We start from the raw sequence: 15539 nt of genomic DNA, 5'->3' as shown, positions 1-15539 counted from the left end.
CATGAGCAAGCTGGCACCCACACCGGGCCAGACCGTAGGACCCTTCTACGGCTACGCCCTCCCCTTTAACAAGGACAACGAACTCCTGGCTCCCGGCAGCCCCGGCAGCATCCGCCTCCAAGGCACCGTGTACGACGGCGCCGGTGATGCCATTCCGGACGCCATCCTGGAAATCTGGCAGCCGGATTCCGACGGCAACATCGTCCAGCGCACCGGTTCCTTGGTCCGCGACGGCTACACCTTCACCGGGTGGGGCCGTGGCTCCGTGGGCAACTCCGGCGTCTACACGTTCACCACCGTCAACCCCGGCCCTACGGCACCCGGCGCAGCACCGTTCATCTCCGTGGCCGTGTTTGCCCGTGGCCTAATGAACCGCCTCTTCACCCGCGTCTACCTGCCGGAGAACGAGGAAGCCCTGGCCAACGATCCTTTGCTGAGCTCCCTGGACCCGGAGCGCCGCAAGACGCTCATCGCCCGCCGCGATCCTGACGGTGGCCTCACCTGGGACATCCGCCTGCAGGGTGGCGACGAGACCGTCTTCCTGGATTTCCAGCAGGACGGCTCGCTGGATCTGGCGACGGACCAGGCATGACCAACGGCGACTTCGGCCTCCTCAGCCCCGTCTCGGCCTCGCCCACTGTGGCGGCGCTGACGGGCGACCGTGCCGTGATCACGGCAATCCTCGACGTCGAAGCCTCCTGGGCTGCCGTCCTTGAGGAGGCGGGACTGGCTCCCGCAGGATCCGCCGCCGTGGTGGCCGAAGCCGCCGATGCCGGTTCTTACGACGTTCTTTCGGTAGCGGAACGCGCCCAGGGTGGCGGAAACCCGGTCATCCCCCTGCTCGGTGATCTGCGGGCCCGGGTCCGGGAGTTGGATACCGCCGGCGTTGGCGCGAATTCCGCTGTCCACACCTCGCTGACCAGCCAGGACGTCCTCGACTCCGCGCTCATGCTGCTCGCCAGCCGCACCGTTACGGCGTTGCTGGCAGAGGCCAAGGGCACGACGACGGCGCTGGCTACCTTGGCGGAGCAATATGCGGACACGCTGTGCGTGGGCAGGAGCCTGACGCAGCATGCGCTTCCGTACACCTTCGGGCTCAAGGCCGCCCAGTGGTTCCAGGGCGTGGCCGCTGCTGCTGAGCGGTTGGAATCCCTGGAGTTGCCGGTGCAGTTTGGTGGGGCTGGTGGAACGCTGGCCTCGGGTACCAAGCTGACTGCCGGATCGGCCGCGACGCCGTTCACACTGGCCGATGCACTGGCCGCCGCACTGGGCCTCGCACCCGCCCCCGCCCCGTGGCACACCAACCGCCTCGCGATCACTGCCCTCGGCGACGGGCTCGCTGCACTGATCGATTCCTTCGGCAAGATTGCTGCCGACCTGCTGTTCCTGAGCCGCCCGGAAGTCGGCGAACTTGGCGAACCGTTGGCGGCCGGACGCGGAGTTTCCTCGGCCATGCCGCAGAAGCAGAACCCTGTCTTGTCGGTGCTGATCCGCAGTGCGGCGTTGCAGGCTCCCGGGCTGGCATCGCAACTCCATATCGCGGCTGCAACTTTCAACGACGAGCGGCCGGACGGCGCCTGGCATAGTGAATGGCCGGCCCTGCGCCAGTTGCTCGCCCTGGCCATGGCCGCTGCGGGACACCTCCGCGAACTCGCAGAAGGCCTCCGGGTCTTCCCCGACGCAATGCGCCGGAACCTCGACATCTCGGGACCGCTGCTCCTCAGCGAAGGGGTGGTGGCCGCCGTCGCACCGCTCCTGGGTGAGGAAGGAAAGCAGAAGCTGCAGGCCGTCGTCGACGAAACCTTGAAGGCGCCCGCCGCCGAACAGACCCGCATTTACACCAAACTGCTGCGCGAAACCGTTCCGGCGGACCAGCTCTCGGACGCCGGACTTGAGGCGCTGCTGGATCCGGCGAGCTACGTCGGCGAAGCGCGTGAGATCAGCCGCCGTATCCTCGCCGCGTACCCGCACTTTGCAGCGCCCACTAAAGGGATCGAAGCCTCATCGAAGGGAGCCACTCGTGGCTAAGCCAACTGTCAAGGCCGTGCTGCTCTCCCCGCAGCGCGAACTGGGAGCGAAGCCGCTCCTGGTGGTGGGCCCGTCGCTGGGCACCTCCACTGTGCTGTGGACGGAAACCGCTGCCCTCCTGGGCGACGAGTACGACGTCATCGGCTGGGACCTCCCCGGCCACGGCATCTCGCCGACCACCACCGAAGGTTTCGAAGTTGCGGAACTGGCCGACGCCGTCGTCGATCTTGTCGACTCTGTTTCGCCGGGCGGAAAGTTCCACTACGCCGGTGTCTCCCTGGGCGGGGCCACCGGCCTGCAGCTCGGGATCAAGCACGGCGACCGCCTCCGCAGCCTGTCTGTCCAGTGCACCGGTGCCAAGCTCGGCACCCCGGAAGGCTGGCTGGAACGCGCGGAGACCGTCCGCAAACTGGGCACGCCCGTGATGATCCAAGGCTCCGCGGAGCGTTGGTTTGCGCCCGGATTCATGGACCGCCAGCCGGACATCAGCAGCCGGCTCCTGCACGCCCTGCGCGACGCCGACCGCTTCGGCTACTCGTTCTGCTGCGAAGCCCTGGCGTCGTTCGACGTCCGCGAGCAGCTCGGCAGCATCACCGTCCCCACGCTGGCGATCGCCGGCGTCGAAGATTCTGTTGCTCCGCCGTCGTTCGCCGAAGCTGTTGCCGCCGGTATTACCGCAGGCGGCGGTACCGCCCGGGCTGTAGCGCTCGACGGCGTCGCCCACCTCGCCCCCGCCGAGGCGCCCGCCGCCGTGGCGGAATTGATGCGCACCTTCATGAAGGAGAACGGACTGTGACTACTTCCGACCACAACGGCGCCGTACAGCCCGGCGCTACCGCCCAGGACATTTACGACGCCGGCATGGTGGTCCGCCGCGAGGTGCTGGGCGATGCGCACGTGGACCGGGCCAACGCCACCAAGGATTCCTTTACCGAGGACTACCAGGACATGATCACCAGGATCGCCTGGGGTGGCATCTGGACGCGACCCGGCCTCAGCCGGCAAATGCGATCCGCGGTCACCCTCACAGCACTGGTGGCCCACGGTCACTGGGAGGAGCTCGCCATGCACGTCCGGGCGGCCCTCAACAACGGCCTCAGCAGGGACGAGATCAAGGAAATCCTGCTGCAGACCGCCATTTATTGCAGTGTTCCGTCGGCCAATTCGGCCTTCAAGACGGCCCAGAAAGTATTCGCTGACCTGGACGCCAACGAACCCAACTAAGTCCCCCACCCAGGTGGGAAGAACGAAAGAGAAACCCATGAACCAGGCTTTTGTGTACGACGCCGTGCGCACGCCCTTTGGCAAGTTCGGCTCCGGCCTTGCCGCTGTCCGTCCCGATGACCTTGCCGCCCACGTGGTCCGTGAGTCTGTTCGCCGGGCGCCGGGGCTGGATGTTGAGCGGATCGACGAGGTGGTGTTCGGCAACGCCAACGGTGCCGGCGAGGAAAACCGCAACGTCGCCCGCATGGCTACCCTGTTGGCTGGCTTGCCCGTTTCCATCCCGGGCACCACGGTCAACCGGCTGTGCGGCTCGTCCCTGGACGCGGCGATCATCGCTTCGCGGCAGATCAACGCCGGCGACGCCGACCTCATGCTGGTAGGCGGTGCCGAATCCATGAGCCGTGCGCCGTGGGTGTTGCCAAAGACCTCCAAGCCCTACCCGGCCGGGGATATGACCCTCGCTTCCACCACGCTGGGTTGGCGTTTGGTGAACCCTGCGATGAACAAGGACTGGACCATCTCCCTGGGTGAGGCCACAGAGCGGCTGCGCGAGAAGTACGGGATCACCCGGGAGCGGCAGGATGCTTTTGCGGCTGATTCGCACAATCTGGCCGACGCTGCGTGGAACGAAGGCTTCTACGATTCTTTGGTGTCGCAGGTTCCGGGCACTGATCTGGTCCGTGATGAGGGAATCCGCGCCGGATCATCGGCGGAGAAGCTGGCCGGGTTGAAGACGGTGTTCCGGCCTGAGTCGTCGGGGCCCGACGGCGGTACGGTCACCGCCGGGAATGCCTCGCCGTTGTCTGATGGTGCTTCGGCGGCATGGATCGGTTCGGAAGCGGCTGCTGGGATGCTGGGCCTGGAGCCCCTCGCCCGCATTGCCGGCCGCGGCGCGCATGGCAATGATCCCCAGTTTTTCGGATTCGCCCCGGTTGAAGCGGCGAACAAGGCCCTCGCTAAGGCGGGCATCGGCTGGGACCAGGTTGGCGCCGTCGAACTTAATGAAGCGTTCGCCGCGCAGTCGCTGGCGTGCGTTGACGCATGGGGGATCGACCCCGGGATCGTGAACCGCCACGGCGGTGCGATCGCGATGGGCCACCCGCTGGGTGCCTCCGGTACCCGCATCCTTGGCACGCTGGCCCGTTCCTTGCAGGCTTCCGGGCAGCGCTGGGGCGTTGCAGCGATCTGCATCGGCGTGGGCCAAGGACTGGCCGTGGTGCTCGAAAACGTCACTGCCGGCGCTTCGGCATAGAAAGGGCTGGTCATGTTGAATTTTATTGACACTGTTGGCGAGGCAGTCGCCGGCATCAAGGACGGATCCACAGTGATGATCGGTGGCTTCGGCAACGCCGGGCAGCCGTTCGAACTCATCGACGCCCTGATGGATTGCGGTGCCAAGGACCTGACCGTGGTCAACAACAACGCCGGCCAGGGCGACCAAGGCTTGGCGCTGCTGATCAAGGAAGGCCGGGTCCGCAAGATGATCTGTTCCTTCCCTCGGCAGTCCGATTCCTGGCACTTCGACGCCAAGTTCCACGCCGGCGAGATCGAGCTGGAACTGGTCCCACAGGGCAACCTGGCCGAACGCATCCGCGCAGCCGGTGCCGGAATCGGCGGGTTCTTCACGCCCACCGGGTACGGGACCACCCTGGCGGAGGGCAAGGAAACCCGTTTGCTGGACGGGAAGTGGCAGGTGTTCGAGACACCGATCCACGCCGACGTCGCCCTCATCAAGGCACTCAAGGCCGACGGCAAGGGCAATCTCGTGTACCGCAAGACCGCCCGGAACTTCGGGCCCATCATGGCTGCCGCGGCCAAGCACACGATTGTGCAGGTCTCGGAGATCGTGCCCACCGGTTCCCTGGATCCGGAGAACGTGGTGACCCCGGGGATTTACGTCAACAGTGTGGTCCGCGTCGATTCTGCCGGAACAAAAGAAAAGGTGGCCTGAGCATGAGCCCCCAGACAAGCATCCAGACGTCCGAGAAGCCGCTGGGCCGCGACGAGCTCGCCCAGCTGGTGGCCCGCGACATCGCCCCGGGTTCCTTCGTGAACCTGGGCATCGGCCAGCCGACGCTCGTGTCCAACTACCTCACCGAGGAACAAAACATCACGCTCCACACGGAGAACGGGATGCTCGGCATGGGCCCGGCCGCTGAGGGCGGTGACGTCGATGGTGACTTAATCAATGCCGGGAAGATCCCCGTCACCGAGCTGCCCGGTGCCTCGTACTTCCACCACGCAGACTCGTTCGCGATCATGCGCGGCGGGCACCTGGACATCTGTGTCCTCGGCGCGTTCCAGGTCTCCGCCACCGGTGACCTCGCCAACTGGCACACCGGCGCCCCGGACGCCATCCCCGCCGTCGGTGGCGCAATGGACCTTGCCACCGGCGCCAAGGACGTCTTCGTGATGATGACCTTGTTGACCCGCGAGGGCGTATCCAAGCTCGTGGAGCAGTGCACCTACCCGCTGACCGGCGTCGGCTGCGTGACCCGCGTGTACACAGACAAAGCCGTCTTCCTCACCGGCCCCGACGGCGTCACCGTCCGGGAGACGTTCGGCTGCACGTTCGAGGAAATTCAGGAGCTCGTACCGCTGCCGTTGAAAAAGTCGGCCTAACAAAGGCAGAGCAGGCCCCGCAAATTCGGGCTCCTCGTTGCGAGGCCCGCTGTGCAGGGTTTCCGGGGTGCTAACCCTGCAGAGTAGGCCCCGCAAGTTCGGCCCTCTCGTTGCGAGGCCCGCAACGCACCCTAGGATTGGTAACCATGACCGACTCCGCAGTTACCCCGCAGGCCAGCGACCAGTACGTCCAGTCGTTGGCCCGGGGTCTCGCAGTGATCCGGGCGTTCGATGCGAACAACCCGGTGATGACCCTCAGCGAAGTCGCCGCCCGTACTGACCTGACGCGCGCCACGGCCCGGAGGTTCCTGCACACCCTGGTGGAGCTCGGCTACGTCCGCACCGACGGCAAGACCTTCGCCCTCACGGCCAAGGTGCTGCAGCTTGGCTACTCCTACCTGTCGGCGCTGTCCCTGCCGCAGTTGGCCCAGCCGCACTTGGAGCAACTGAGCCTGAAACTGGGGGAGTCCACGTCCGCCGCGGTCCTGGACGGACCGGACATCTTCTACGTGGCCCGTGTCGCCACCCGCAGGATTATGAATGTCGGCATCACGGTCGGCACCCGCTTCCCCGCTTACGCCACCTCCATGGGCCGGGTGCTGCTCGCCGGCCTGCCGCAGGCCAAGCTGGAGGCTTACCTCACGACGGCGGAACTCACCCCGCTCACGCCGCGAACCGTCGCCAGCGTCCCCGACCTGAGGGCCGCCGTCGAACGCGTCCGTACGCAAGGCTGGTGCCTGCTGGACCAGGAGCTGGAGATCGGGCTGATGTCCATCGCCGCGCCGGTGTGGAACCACAACAATGGCGATAATGTGGCTGCGATCAACGTGTCCCTTCAGGCCCAGGCGGTAGCAGCCCAGCCGGATCCGGAGAAGTACCTCGATGCAGTGCGGCAGGAAGTGGTGGCCACGGCCAACGCCATCTCGCAGGACGTCTCGGCGAAGCACTAGGCCGTCACAACCTACTTCCGGATCGAAGCCAGCCGCGTCTCCAGGATCCGCCGCACCAGCGAGTCCGGGACGGGGTTGTCCGCCGAAAACCGCAGCGTCCCCGGCGACCATGAGTAGCCGCCCAGCTCTTCCGACATCTCAGGCAGGATCTGCCCACTGAACGGATACAGTGCCAGGTGCTTTTTGGTTTCCTGCACGCTCAGGAAGCCCTTGCCATCAACCAGCAGCGCGGGCATCCCGTAGCTGACGCCTTCCTCGGCCTCCGGTGCGAGCTCGCGGGCGATCCCCACAATCCGCTCAAGGATCCCGCGGTTGGCCTCGCTGACGTTCTCCAAGTATTCGGTGACAGTTCCCATAGGGACATGGTTCACCACAGGCGCCCGGTACGGCCAGAGGCTCAGCGCTCGGGAATGACCGCGATGCCCTGGATTTCGATCAGGGCCTCCTTCTGCCACAGCCGTGTGACACCGATGCCAGCCATTGCCGGATACTGCGATCCCGCCATCTCGCGCCAGATGCGTCCGATTTCGCGACCGTTGGCCATGTAGTCGTCCACGTCCGTGAGGTAAATGGTCACGTTGACCAAATCCTCGGGTTCTCCACCGGCTTCACGCAGCGTGGTGATCACGTTGGAGAAGGCCTGAGTGAACTGCTCCACGATGCCGCCGGGAACAATGTTCATGTTCTTGTCCAGGGCCGTCTGTCCACCCAGGAAAACTGTGTTGCCGGCAAGAATGCCGTGCGCGAAGCCTGATGGCTTGGGCAGCGATTCCGGGTTGATCGTCTGGTGGCTCATGCTGTTCCTCCTCGTTGTGGCAACTGCAAAAACTTTTGGAAAGCCTCTGTGCAGATCATTTCCGCCGTGCTACGTTGAGCATATGTGACGATCGTAAAAAAGTCGACACATCGTAAAACTCGAAGGGAACCTGCAATGAAACTCGCCACCTTGCGCACGGCCAACGGAGGTACGACGGCGGCACTCGCCACGGGAGCCGACTCTTACCTCGCGCTGCCCGCCACAGACGTTGGGGCGCTCCTGGCCCAACCGGAGTGGCGTGCTGTGGTGGAAGAGGCCGCAGCATCCACGGACCAGACCGTGATAGCAGCAGCTGACGCGGACCTCGCCCCACTCCTTCCCCGGGCCGGCAAGGTCATCTGCTGCGGCCTGAACTACGGGGACCACATCCAGGAAATGGGCCGCGACCTTCCGGAGTACCCCACGCTGTTCGCCAAGTACGCGGACACCCTGGTGGGCGCAAACGACGCTGTGGAAGTCCACGGCAGCGGCCGCGTCGACTGGGAAGCCGAGCTCGCCGTCGTCGTGGGTTCTGAACTGTTCCGCGCCGATGAAGACCGGGCCCGTGAGTCCATCGCCGGGTACACCGTGGCCAACGATGTCTCCATGCGCGACTGGCAGAGCCGGACGCTGCAGTGGTTCCAAGGTAAAGCCTGGGACGGCACCACTCCGGTAGGGCCGGTCATGGTCACTGCGGATGAATCCGGCCCCCATGACGTCGAGGGCTTCAACGTCCGTGGGTACGTCAACGGAGAGCTCGTCCAGCACGGAAACACCAGCACCTTGGTGTTCGGCCCGGCGCAGCTCTTGTCCTACATTTCGCAGTTCACCATCCTGCGTCCTGGCGACCTTGTCCTCACGGGCACGCCCGGGGGAGTGGGTATGGGGATGACCCCGCCCCGCTTCCTCAAGGACGGAGACGTCCTCGCCACCGAGATCGACGGGATCGGCCGGCTGGAAAACACGTTCCGGATCCACGCGCCTGTCGCAGTCCCCGCCTAAGAAACGTCACACCACACCAAAGGAGACAAACCCATGAGCCAGACCACCACCGAATACCGCCTCGAAGGCGACAACTCCATCTATGCCCAGGCTGACGGCAAGGTTGTCCCCGTTGTCACCCGCGCCGGCGCCGAAGACACCAATACCGCCCAGTCCGGTGACTGCATCCGCGTCTCCGGTGTGAGCATCCAGCACACTCCGGCAACCAAGATCTGGTTCGGCCAGGTATCCAACACCCCCGGATACCGCTCACTGCCGCACCACCACGGTGAGGCCGAAACCGGCGGTTACGTACTCCGGGGCCACGGCCGCATCTACTTCGGCGAGGACTACTCGGAGTTCATCGACATGAAGGCCGGCGACTGGGTGTTCGTGCCGCCCTTCATGCCCCACGTAGAAGCCAACATGTCCGTCACGGAAGAACTGGTCTGGCTCACCGCGCGTACGCCGGAGAACCTCGTGGTCAACCTCGAAGACGTTGCCGACGAAACCCTCGCCGACTACCGCCGGGCCTAAGCCATGATCACTGGAACCCTAACGTCGGAGACCTTCCTGAAGGCCATCGAGCTCACGCCGGCAACGGCCGAAGTATTCGATGAAGCGTATGAAGCAACCACCCAGTACGTGCCGTGGCCAAAAGCCTACGGTGGAGACATGGTGGCACAGGCAGCGGCCGCAATGATGCGGTCCGTTGATGCTGACAGGACTCTGCATTCGATGCACAGCTACTTCATGCGTCCGGTGGATATCGGTTCCAGTGTCCGGTACGAAGTGGAGCGCCTGAGGGACGGCCGCGGGTACTCCACCCGCACCGTTCGCGGCTTCCAGAACGGCAAGCCCGTGTATGCCGCGATGGGTTCCTTCCAGGTTCCCGAGGACGGGCCGGACTTCCAGCCTGAGGCGCCTGCCGCCGTCGAGCCTGAATCGCTGCGGACGGCAGCGGAAGCGCTGGACGGGACCGAGGGAGCGGCCGCAGACTATTGGTCCACGGGTCGTAGCTTCGATATGCGGCATATTCCCGGCCCGGTATACATCGAGCTTGAAGGCGGTGCGGTGCCTCAGCAAGCCATCTGGGTCAAAGCCTTTGACGCCCTGCCCGACGACGCCGACCTCCACCGCGCGGCCCTCGCCTACGTCTGCGATTACACGATTTTGGAGCCGCTGCTCCGGGTCAACGGACTGAACTGGTCCAGCCCCGGGCTCGCCACCGCCAGCCTTGACCACTCCATGTGGTTCCACCGGGACGGGCGTGCGGACGAATGGGTCTTATATGCCCAGGAAGCCATCTCCGGCCAGAGCAACCGGGGCCTTGCCATGGGCCGCTTCTTCGACCTGCAAGGAAGGCTCCTCGCCACCGTGGCCCAGGAGGGCATGATCCGCGCCGGCGCCTAAAGAGTTTTCTACCTCCCCAACCATCAGCTTCAACGACGCACCACTGAAAGGAACGGCCATGAGCATGTTGCCATCGGCCCACGTGGACACGTTCACCCGCGACCACCTGCCGCCCGCCGATACCTGGCCTGCGCTTGAATTCACCCTCCCCGAACTCCACTACCCGGAACGGCTCAACGCTGCCGCTGTGCTGATCGACGACGCTGTCGACCAGTACGGCGCGGACCGCCCGGCCCTGTGGACCCCCGACGGCACGGTCTGGACCTACGGTCAGCTCCAGAAGCGATCCAACCAGGTGGCCCAGGTCCTCACCGAGGACCTCGGTGTTGTTCCCGGAAACCGCGTGCTCCTGCGCGGCCCCAACAATCCGTGGATCGTCGCTGCCTGGCTGGGCGTTCTGAAGGCCGGCGGCGTAGTGGTCACCACCATGCCCATGCTGCGCTCCACCGAGGTGGCCACGCTCATCCAACTTACAAAGCCGACGGTCGCCATTTCGGACCACCGGTTTGTGGACGAGCTCGCCATTGCTGCCGGGGACGACCTCACCGTCCTGACGTACGGCGCCGGTAACGGATTCGACGACGACGGCGACCTCGCCTCCCGCTGCGAGCACAAGAGCGGCAAGTTCACAGCAGTGGACACAGCCTCCGACGACGTTGCCTTGCTGGGTCCGACGTCGGGCACCACCGGGGTGCCCAAGGTGACCATGCACTTCCACCGGGACATCCTGGCCAACGCAGATACCTTTGCCCGCTACATCCTGCAGCCCACCGCGGAGGACGTCTTCGCCGGTTCGCCACCCTTGGCCTTCACCTTTGGGCTGGGCGGTTTGGTGGTCTTCCCCCTCCGGTTTGGGGCGTCGTCGCTCTTGACCGAAAAGGCAGGACCTGTGGAACTGGCGGAGCACGCCTCGCAAGCCGGGGCCACCATCTTGTTCACCGCCCCCACTGCGTACCGCGCCATCCTGAAGGAGCAGCGCGGTGACCTCCTCCGTGGCCTGCGCATGGCCGTTTCCGCCGGAGAGCACCTTTCAAAAGAAACGTGGGAGGCCGTGCACCAGGCCACCGGGCTGCGGTTGGTCAACGGGATCGGTGCCACGGAAATGCTGCACGTGTTCATATCCGCTGCCGGCGACGACATCCGTCCGGGAACCACGGGCCGCGCTGTGCCGGGATACCGGGCCACCATCCTGGACGACGACGGCAACGAACTCGGCCCGGACACCATCGGCCGCCTCGCCGTGATTGGCCCTACCGGCTGCCGCTACCTGGACGACGCCCGCCAAGCGAATTACGTGGTCCGCGGGTGGAACGTCACGGGAGACACGTTCTCCATGGACGCTGACGGCTACTTCACCTACCAGGCCCGCTCGGACAACATGATCGTCTCCTCCGGTTACAACATCGGCGCTCCAGAGGTTGAAACGGCCATTGACCAGCACCCTGACGTCGTGGAAAACGCCGTGATCGGAGTTCCGGACGAGGAGCGCGGCAGCATCGTCTGCGCGTTCATTGTCCTGCGTGAAGGCGTCACCGGCGACGCCGCGAAGCGCAAGGAAATCCAGGACTTCGTAAAGCAAACCATCGCCCCGTACAAGTACCCACGGGACGTCCGCTTCGTCACCGAACTTCCGCGCAATCCCAGCGGTAAGCTCCAGCACTTCAAGCTCCGCGACAAGGTCCTCGCTGAGGATGCCACCACGAACGCGAGCCAGACCGAACAACTTACCCCCGCTGGCCAGAGCCAGGCCTGAGAAGGAGCAACACCATGAAAATCGCAATTGTCGGAGGCGGCCCCGGCGGTCTCTACTTCGCAGCACTGATGAAGCAGCTGGATCCGTCCCACAACATCACTCTCTGGGAACGCAACGCTGCCAGCGACACCTTTGGCTTCGGCGTCGTCTTTTCCGATGAGACCCTGGGCGGCATCGGCAACGCCGATCCCGTGGTGGCCGAGTACATGAGCCGCCGTTTCGCCCGCTGGTCCGATATCGACATCCACTTCCGTGACCAGATGATCACAGTGGGCGGACAGGGCTTCGCTGCCATGAGCCGCAAGGAATTGCTGGAACTGCTGCAGCGCCGCTGCATCGAACTGAACGTGGACGTGCGCTTCAGCACCTTGGCTCCTGCTGTTGAGGAACTCGAAGCCAACTATGACCTTGTTCTTGCCGCGGACGGCATCAACTCGCAGATTCGCGCCAAGTACGCTGACTCGTTCAAGCCAAACCTGGACATGCGGACCAACAAGTTCATGTGGCTTGGTACGGACCAGGTATTCGAGGCCTTCAAGTTCTTCGTGAAGAAAACCGAGTGGGGCGTCATGCAGATCCACGGTTACCCCTACTCGGATGAGGGCTCCACGTTCATTGTGGAAATGCACCAGGACGTGTGGCACGCCGCGGGCTTCGACGAGACCGCCAACGAGGTCTTCCCTCCCGGTGTCTCGGATGAGAAGGCCATCGCCAAGATCCGCGAGATCTTTGCCGAGGAACTCAACGGCTACGAGGTCCTGACCAATAACTCCAAGTGGATCAACTTCACCACGGTCCGCAACGAGAACTGGCGCCACAACAACGTGGTGCTGCTGGGCGACGCGGCCCACACTGCCCACTTCTCCATCGGGTCCGGCACCAAGCTGGCCATGGAGGACTCGTTGGCGCTGGCCGCTTGCCTGCATGAGCACCCGGATGTTGAATCCGCACTGGCGGCATACGAAGCCGAAAGGCGGCCTGTGGTCGCATCCACCCAGCGTGCCGCGCAGGCATCCCTTGAATGGTTCGAGCGCATCGGGCAGTACAAGGACCAGGACCCCACCCAGTTCGCCTTCAACCTTCTGACCCGCAGCCGCCGCATCACGCAGGAAAACCTGCGCCTGCGTGACCCGGAGTTCGCTGACGCCGTGGACCGCGACTTCGCAGAATCCCAGGGACTCACAGAGGTGGCTCCGGCTATGTTCCAGCCGTTCCGTGTGGGCGGGCTGGAGCTGAAGAACCGCATTGTGGTCTCCCCCATGGACATGTACTCAGCCACGGACGGCATCCCGGGCGACTTCCACAAGGTCCACCTCGGCTCCAAAGCTCTGGGCGGTGCCGGCCTGGTCATGACCGAAATGGTCTGCGTCTCCGCAGCAGGCCGGATCACCCCCGGCTGCAGCGGCTTGTACACGGACGAACAGCGTGACAGCTGGAAGGAAATCGTGGACTTCGTCCACAGCCGTTCCACCGCCAAGATCGGTGCCCAGTTGGGTCATTCAGGCCGCAAGGGTTCCACCAAGCTCATGTGGGAAGGCATCGACCAGCCGCTCGAGTCCGGCAACTGGACCACCGTCGGGCCCTCAGCCCTGCCGTACAGCACGGAGAACCAGACTCCCGTGGAGTTGGATCGCGCCGGCATGGACGCCATCAAGGCGGAGTTCGTCGCTTCCACGGTCCGCGCCGACGAGGCAGGCTTCGACCTCCTCGAAATCCACGCTGCCCACGGCTACCTGCTGTCCTCCTTCCTTTCGCCGGTGTCCAACAAGCGGACCGACGAATACGGCGGCAGCCTGGAGAACCGGCTGCGGTTCCCGCTGGAAGTGTTCGACGCCGTTCGCGCGGCGTGGCCCGCCGGCAAGCCGGTGACGGTGCGCATCTCCGCGACTGACTGGATCGAGGGTGGCAACACTTCCGACGATTCCGTGGCAATCGCCCGCGCCTTCGTGGCACACGGCGCTGCCGGCTTGGACGTCTCCACCGGTCAGGTCGCCAAAGAAGAGAAGCCCGCCTTCGGCCGCAGCTACCAGACACCGTTCGCGGACCGCATCCGTCAGGAAGTGGCCGTACCGGCAGGCGTGGCGGTAATCGCCGTCGGCGCCATCTCCACCTACGACGACGTGAACTCCATCCTCCTCGCAGGCCGCGCGGACCTTATCGCGTTGGGCCGCACGCACCTTTACGATCCCCAGTGGACCCTCCACGCCGCCGCCGAGCAGGAGTACCAAGGGCCCGGCGCTGACTGGATCCCGCAGTTCCGTGCCGGTCGCCGGAAACCACCCAGCTCCCGCACTGACGCCGTTCGTCCGCGTCTGTCCTTGCTGAAGGAAGCGGACATCGAAGAGGCCAATACCCACCTCCGCTGGACCCCCGAGTCCGCCACCGCATCGGTTTTGGTGAAGTAGCCATGGCCACCGCACCCGTCAACAACTGGAACGTGCCCAAGAAGACCACCGGCCTGGTGTTGTTCTGCTGCTGGCTCGCGATCCTCGCCGAGGGCTACGACGTCGGCGTCCTCGGAGCCATCCTTCCGGCACTTGCCGAGTACAAGGAATGGAACCTCAGCCCGCTGGCCTTGGGCGGCCTGGGCTCATATGCCTTGATTGGCATGCTTATTGGTGCCCTTTTCATCGGTACGCTCAGCGACCTCGTGGGACGCAAGAAGATGCTCCTGGCCTCCATGGCCATCTTCACGCTCACCCAGGCCGGTGCTGCCTGGGCTCCGACACCGGAGCTCTTCGGGCTGTTCCGGCTCATCGGTGGATTGGGCATGGGCGGTGTCATCCCGGTGGCAGCAGCCCTCACCATTGAATACTCGGCGCCTAACAAACGCTCCTACAACTACGGCCTCATGTACTCCGGCTACTCACTGGGCATCGTCGCAGCTGCGCTGGCCGCCCTGTTCGTCCTCCCCATGGGTGGCTGGCGTGCCGTCGTCGCCATCGGCGCAGCACCAGTGGTGCTGATTCCGATCATCTGGAAGTTCCTCCCCGAGTCATTGGAATTCCTGGAATCCAAGGGCCGCAAGACCGAGGCCAAGGCACTGGCCACCAAGCTGAACATCTCCAACTACACGCCTGTTGTTGCCGTGGCTCCCAAAGCAGGTGTACAGGCGGATCCTTGGTGGAAAACCATCACCACCATGTTCTCGCGAAAGTACCTGCGCTCCACGGTGTTCTTCTGGATCTCGCTCTTCTGCGGCCTGGTCCTCGTCTATGGCCTGAACACCTGGCTGCCAAGCATCATGAAGAAGGCCGGTTATGACCTCGGATCTTCCTTGACCTTCCTCTTGGTCTTCAGCCTTGCTTCCGCGATCGGTGGCCTGCTCCTGGGCCGTGCCGCAGACAAGTACGGCAAGAAGCTCATCCTGGTGGTGTTCTACATTCTGGGCGGCTTGGGCATCATGCTGCTCGTCTTCCCGAACACCATGGTGGTCAACCTGCTGTTCGTCGCCTTCGCCGGTGTCGGTTCCATCTCCACGTCACTGGTGCTCACCGGGTACATCGCCGACTACTACCCGGCCAAGGTCCGTGGCACGGCAACGGGCTGGGCCCTGAGCTTCGCCCGTCTGGGTGCCATCTCCGGGCCGTTGATCGGCGGCTGGATCGCAGGCTCCAAGTTGCCTTTCGAGGCCAACTTTGCGATCTTCGCCGGCATCGCAGTACTGGCAGCCGGTGCTGTGGCGATGATTCCCAAACCACAGCCTGAGGTGCCCGTCGGCGTCGTCGACGTTGATCCCGACGACGCCACCGTCAGCGCCCGCTAGGAGCCA

The 15539-nt window shown here is 64.6% G+C and carries 16 protein-coding genes; 14 read left to right on the top strand and 2 right to left on the bottom strand.

The window, feature by feature from the left end:
* Position 1: 1 nt before the first annotated feature.
* The 8 genes from pcaG (at position 2) to QEH68_RS20655 (ending at position 6824) form a co-directional block, all read left to right on the top strand.
* Entirely contained in the window at positions 2–592 is a 591-nt protein-coding gene (pcaG, locus tag QEH68_RS20690; RefSeq protein WP_207595473.1) for a protocatechuate 3,4-dioxygenase subunit alpha, read from the top strand.
* Entirely contained in the window at positions 589–2028 is a 1440-nt protein-coding gene (locus tag QEH68_RS20685; protein WP_280624799.1) for a lyase family protein, read from the top strand. The genes pcaG and QEH68_RS20685 overlap by 4 nt, the downstream gene beginning before the upstream one ends.
* Complete coding sequence (locus QEH68_RS20680) at positions 2021–2824, top strand: alpha/beta fold hydrolase (RefSeq protein ID WP_280624797.1); 804 nt, start codon at positions 2021–2023, stop codon at positions 2822–2824. Before QEH68_RS20685 ends, QEH68_RS20680 begins: the two co-directional genes overlap by 8 nt.
* Positions 2821–3252 (top strand): 4-carboxymuconolactone decarboxylase, encoded by a 432-nt coding sequence (gene pcaC, locus QEH68_RS20675; RefSeq protein WP_280624795.1) that lies wholly within the window; start codon positions 2821–2823, stop codon positions 3250–3252. The genes QEH68_RS20680 and pcaC overlap by 4 nt, the downstream gene beginning before the upstream one ends.
* A gap of 37 nt (positions 3253–3289) precedes the next feature.
* On the top strand, positions 3290–4504 hold the full coding sequence (locus tag QEH68_RS20670; protein WP_280624793.1) for a thiolase family protein: 1215 nt from the start codon (positions 3290–3292) through the stop codon (positions 4502–4504).
* A gap of 12 nt (positions 4505–4516) precedes the next feature.
* Complete coding sequence (locus tag QEH68_RS20665) at positions 4517–5203, top strand: 3-oxoacid CoA-transferase subunit A (RefSeq protein ID WP_178993081.1); 687 nt, start codon at positions 4517–4519, stop codon at positions 5201–5203.
* 2 nt (positions 5204–5205) lie between these two features.
* Positions 5206–5874 (top strand): 3-oxoacid CoA-transferase subunit B, encoded by a 669-nt coding sequence (locus QEH68_RS20660; protein WP_280624788.1) that lies wholly within the window; start codon positions 5206–5208, stop codon positions 5872–5874.
* Positions 5875–6020: 146 nt separating this feature from the next.
* Positions 6021–6824, top strand: coding sequence for an IclR family transcriptional regulator C-terminal domain-containing protein (locus tag QEH68_RS20655; RefSeq protein ID WP_207595466.1), 804 nt, complete (start codon positions 6021–6023; stop codon positions 6822–6824).
* Between the two features lie 11 nt (positions 6825–6835).
* On the opposite strand, the gene QEH68_RS20650 is transcribed toward QEH68_RS20655, so the two are convergent.
* The gene (locus tag QEH68_RS20650) at positions 6836–7180 is read right to left on the bottom strand and encodes a DUF1801 domain-containing protein (protein ID WP_280624783.1); all 345 of its coding nucleotides are present in this window, start codon (positions 7178–7180) and stop codon (positions 6836–6838) included.
* Between the two features lie 41 nt (positions 7181–7221).
* The gene (locus QEH68_RS20645) at positions 7222–7620 is read right to left on the bottom strand and encodes a RidA family protein (protein ID WP_091463971.1); all 399 of its coding nucleotides are present in this window, start codon (positions 7618–7620) and stop codon (positions 7222–7224) included.
* Between the two features lie 135 nt (positions 7621–7755).
* Between QEH68_RS20645 and QEH68_RS20640 the strand changes: the two genes are divergently transcribed.
* From QEH68_RS20640 to QEH68_RS20615, 6 genes are read left to right on the top strand one after another with little or no spacing between them, the layout of a single operon-like run.
* On the top strand, positions 7756–8622 hold the full coding sequence (locus QEH68_RS20640) for a fumarylacetoacetate hydrolase family protein (protein WP_280624781.1): 867 nt from the start codon (positions 7756–7758) through the stop codon (positions 8620–8622).
* Positions 8623–8655: 33 nt separating this feature from the next.
* Complete coding sequence (locus QEH68_RS20635; RefSeq protein ID WP_207595462.1) at positions 8656–9138, top strand: cupin domain-containing protein; 483 nt, start codon at positions 8656–8658, stop codon at positions 9136–9138.
* A gap of 3 nt (positions 9139–9141) precedes the next feature.
* A complete protein-coding gene (locus tag QEH68_RS20630) occupies positions 9142–10014 on the top strand; it encodes an acyl-CoA thioesterase domain-containing protein (RefSeq protein ID WP_280624778.1) in 873 nt (290 codons plus the stop codon).
* A gap of 58 nt (positions 10015–10072) precedes the next feature.
* On the top strand, positions 10073–11767 hold the full coding sequence (locus tag QEH68_RS20625) for an AMP-binding protein (RefSeq protein ID WP_280624776.1): 1695 nt from the start codon (positions 10073–10075) through the stop codon (positions 11765–11767).
* Between the two features lie 14 nt (positions 11768–11781).
* On the top strand, positions 11782–14172 hold the full coding sequence (locus QEH68_RS20620) for a bifunctional salicylyl-CoA 5-hydroxylase/oxidoreductase (RefSeq protein WP_280624774.1): 2391 nt from the start codon (positions 11782–11784) through the stop codon (positions 14170–14172).
* Positions 14173–14174: 2 nt separating this feature from the next.
* Entirely contained in the window at positions 14175–15533 is a 1359-nt protein-coding gene (locus QEH68_RS20615) for an aromatic acid/H+ symport family MFS transporter (RefSeq protein WP_207595458.1), read from the top strand.
* Positions 15534–15539: the final 6 nt, after the last annotated feature.

Origin of the sequence: Paenarthrobacter sp. OM7 (assembly GCF_029873575.1) — a bacterium.
Taxonomy (GTDB): domain Bacteria; phylum Actinomycetota; class Actinomycetes; order Actinomycetales; family Micrococcaceae; genus Arthrobacter.
The sequence above is the reverse complement of the archived record's forward strand: the minus strand, read 5'-3'. Positions and strand labels throughout refer to the sequence as shown.